Below are 3,300 nucleotides of genomic sequence, written 5' to 3'. Positions count from 1 at the left end.
TAGCACGCCGTCCACGTGGACGCGGCGGGCGATGCGCTGCAGGGGCGCGCTGTGGCTGAGCCCCAGTCGCTGGCACTCCACTTCGGAGGCAACCGAGGGGGTGATCACGTCCTCGAAGCTGATTCCCGCTCGCGGAGCGATGTCGCGCAGGCTGCTGTCGCCGACGAGATCCTCGCACCCCGGGCGGATGCACACCGATTCCAGGATTGCTGGAGTTGCGTTGGCGTAGTGCACGAATTCACGGGTGAGGACGGGGCCGAGCTCGTCTTCTCCGAACGCGCGCACCGCGGCGCGCGGGGGAGCTTTTTCGCCAGCGAAAAAGGTGCCGGTGTGGACCTCCACGCCGGCCTGCTGGAGCTGGTCGATGAACCCCCTGTCTGCGCAGAGGTCAATCATCGGCGGAAGGGCGCGCGCGAAGGTGCCCCCGGTGCGCCCGCGGCGACGCGCGATTATTCCCTCGGCTTGGAGCAGGTCGAGCGCGTGGCGCACAGTCATCCGCGCCACGCCGAACTCCTCGACGAGCTCACGTTCCGACGGCAGCTTGTCGCCGGGGTTTAGCTCCCGGGCCTCAATCCGGCGGCGGAGTTCCTCCGCGATGATGACGTACGTCGGCTTTCGCGCCATCTGACCTCCATCGACTCTGCACAAGTTATGCATAAATACTAGTGCATAACTTGTGTCAGCGAGGGTTTTTACGCTTTAGAGGTTCGCAAGTGCCTGCTCGATATCAGCCAGCAGGTCCGCTTCGTCTTCAATGCCCACGGAGATGCGCACAAGCTCGCGCGGGACCGCCAACGCCGAGCCCTCCACCGCCAGGTGCGTCATCGTCGCCGGATGCTCGACCAGGCTCTCCACCCCGCCCAGCGATTCCGCGAGGCAGAACAGTTTCGTGGAGCGGCAGAACGTGCGGGCCTGCTGCTCGGTGTTGAAAATCACCGAGACCATGCCGCCGAAGCGCTTCATTTGGCGCACCGCCGTGTCGTGGTTCGGGTGCGATTCAAGCCCCGGGTAACACACGCGCGCAACCTTGTCGTGGCCCTCGAAGAAGCGCGCCACGGCTTCCGCGTTGTCGCAGTGACGTTCCATGCGCACCGCGAGCGTTTTGAGGCCACGGGCCGTGAGGTAGGTGTCGAAGGGCGACGGAATCGCGCCAACCCAACCGAAGAAGAAGCGCAGCTGCTCCTCGAGCTCCTGACCGTTGGAGCACACCACACCGCCGATGACGTCGGAGTGCCCGCCGATGTACTTCGTTGTCGAGTGAACCACGATGTCCGCGCCCAGCTCGAAAGGCTTTTGCAGATAGGGCGATGCAAAGGTGTTGTCCACCACGAGAGCGGCGCCACCCTTGATCTGGGCGATCGCGCGGATATCGGCGATATCGAGCAGCGGGTTCGTGGGGCTTTCAACCCAAATCGCCTTTGTGTTGTCATGGATCGTGGCTGCAACCGCCTGCGCGTTTGTCATGTCGACAACCGAGTTGGACACGCCCCACTGGGTGAACACCTGCTGAATGAGGCGGTAGGTGCCGCCGTAGGCGTCGCTGCCGATGATGATGTGGTCGCCGGGCTTGAGCAGCACGCGAAGCACGCTGTCGATCGCCGCCATGCCCGAGGCGAAGGCGACGGCGAACTCCGCGTCTTCCAGGGCCGCGACCGTGTCCTCCAGGGCGCTAATCGTCGGGTTGCCCACTCGCGTGTATTCGAACCCGTTGCGCGTCACCGCCAGGTCGTCCTGGGCGAACGTGGTCGAGGCGTAAATCGGGGTGTTGATGGGCCCGAACAGCGAGTCGGGGTCGTAGCCCGCGTGAATGGCATCGGTGGAAAAACCGGAGGGCACTTGGGATTGTCCTTTCCTCGGCACAGCAACGTCTCGCAGCGAGTCTAGCCCACCGCTAGACCAAGCTGTCCATTTCTCCCGATTAATATGCACGTACAATCCGTATGCGTAGGACTAAATTACGAGAAGATTTCTGATTCCTCATCCTTCGTCCTCGCCAGCGGGGCCGACAACCCGGTAGTCTCAGAGACCGTCGACTCCGTGAGCACGTGGTGGCGAGACCCTGCCCGGGGATCAGTGGAGTGTCGCGCGGTCCATGTACGAGGACATCCTGGAATCGCTCCAGCGGGCCAGCATCACCCTGCCCGGCACGCAACCCGTGATGATCAAGTACCATCCGGACAACCGCAACACCGTCGACAACGACAACACCTTTAAGGAGCTAGCCAGCCATGGACATCTCGCGTCCGGGTACCCACAGCGATAAAACGCTCTACGAGCTTTTGGGCGAGGACTTCTTCCGCACGCTCGTCCACGGCTTCTACACCCGGGTCAAACGCGACGACCTCATCGGGCCAATGTACCCCGACGATGACTGGGAAGGCGCCGAGGACAGACTGCGCTGGTTCCTCGTGCAGTACTGGGGCGGGCCGCATACCTTCAACGAGCGGCGCGGGCGCCCCATGCTGCGCAAGCGCCACTTGCCCTTCCCCATCGGCCAGGCCGAGGCCGAGCGCTGGCTCGAGCTGATGGAGGGCAGCCTCGACGAGTTCAGCGCGGCGGAGCTGAGCGATGAGCACCGCGAGATGCTGCGCAACCACATGCAGCGCGTCGCCTACATGATGATCAACCGCTAGTCACACTTTTTCACCGAAACCCGTTTGCGGAGTCGCCGCACTTCCTACGATGTGCATATGCCAACCGCATCACCGCATCCCGCGTCCCACCTCATCGAGCTTCTGCCGCGTCTGATCGGCTCCGGCGAGGTGGCCGCCCCGTGCGCGGTGGTCGACACTCACGCATTCGACCACAACGCCGCGCGGATGCGCGAACGCGCCGCGGGCCTGCCGATTCGGGTCGCCTCAAAATCGCTGCGCAGCGTCGCCGCTTTGCGCCGCGCGCTTGACCACGACGGCTACAGCGGCATTCTCGCCTACACCCTGCCCGAGGCCATCCACCTCGTGCGTGAGGGATTTACAGACATCGTTGTCGCCTACCCCAGCGTGCACACCGCGGCGCTGGCGCAGCTCGCGTCCGACACGGCGCTGCGCCGCGAGATCACGATCATGGTCGACTCCGTGGACCACCTCGAGCTCGCCGCGGCTGCGGCCGCCGGGGGCGGTCCCGTGCGCGTGTGCATCGACATCGACTGCACCCTGCGCGTTCCCGGCGTTCCCGGTTTCGCTATCGGCCCGCGCCGTTCCCCGATTCGCACCCCCGAGCAGGCCCGCACACTCGCTGCCGAAGTGCTGCGCAGGCCTGCGCTCAAACTCGTCGGCGTGATGGGTTACGAGGGCCAGGTCG

General features: G+C 64.6%; 5 protein-coding genes. 3 read left to right on the top strand and 2 right to left on the bottom strand.

The window, feature by feature from the left end; genetic code table 11:
- Both HMPREF0298_RS11545 and HMPREF0298_RS03560 read right to left on the bottom strand, forming a co-directional pair.
- The coding region (locus HMPREF0298_RS11545) for a GntR family transcriptional regulator (RefSeq protein ID WP_006839735.1) at positions 1-624 on the bottom strand (624 nt) is incomplete at its 3' end.
- 75 nt (positions 625-699) lie between these two features.
- Positions 700-1,836 carry a cystathionine gamma-synthase gene (locus HMPREF0298_RS03560; RefSeq protein WP_006839734.1) on the bottom strand — a complete coding sequence of 379 codons (1,137 nt, stop codon included), beginning with the start codon at positions 1,834-1,836 and terminating at the stop codon, positions 700-702.
- Positions 1,837-2,092: 256 nt separating this feature from the next.
- On the opposite strand from HMPREF0298_RS03560, the gene HMPREF0298_RS12125 reads away from it, so the two are divergent.
- From HMPREF0298_RS12125 to HMPREF0298_RS03550, 3 genes are all read left to right on the top strand, one after another.
- Positions 2,093-2,263, top strand: a complete 171-nt coding sequence (locus HMPREF0298_RS12125; protein WP_006839733.1) for a hypothetical protein — start codon at positions 2,093-2,095, stop codon at positions 2,261-2,263.
- Positions 2,229-2,633, top strand: coding sequence for a globin (locus HMPREF0298_RS03555; protein WP_006839732.1), 405 nt, complete (start codon positions 2,229-2,231; stop codon positions 2,631-2,633). The genes HMPREF0298_RS12125 and HMPREF0298_RS03555 overlap by 35 nt, the downstream gene beginning before the upstream one ends.
- Before the next feature lie 57 nt (positions 2,634-2,690).
- Positions 2,691-3,300 (top strand): alanine racemase (locus HMPREF0298_RS03550; protein WP_006839731.1); only part of this gene is annotated, 610 nt, incomplete at its 3' end.

Origin of the sequence: Corynebacterium lipophiloflavum DSM 44291 (genome assembly GCF_000159635.1) — a bacterium.
Lineage (GTDB): Bacteria > Actinomycetota > Actinomycetes > Mycobacteriales > Mycobacteriaceae > Corynebacterium > Corynebacterium lipophiloflavum.
The sequence above is the reverse complement of the archived record's forward strand: the minus strand, read 5'-3'. Positions and strand labels throughout refer to the sequence as shown.

Excerpts from the sequence above, each read along its gene's own strand:
- HMPREF0298_RS12125 (WP_006839733.1), top strand. The coding sequence starts at position 2,093 with ATGTACGAGGACATCCTGGAATCGCTCCAGCGGGCCAGCATCACCCTG.
- HMPREF0298_RS03555 (WP_006839732.1), top strand. The coding sequence starts at position 2,229 with ATGGACATCTCGCGTCCGGGTACCCACAGCGATAAAACGCTCTACGAG.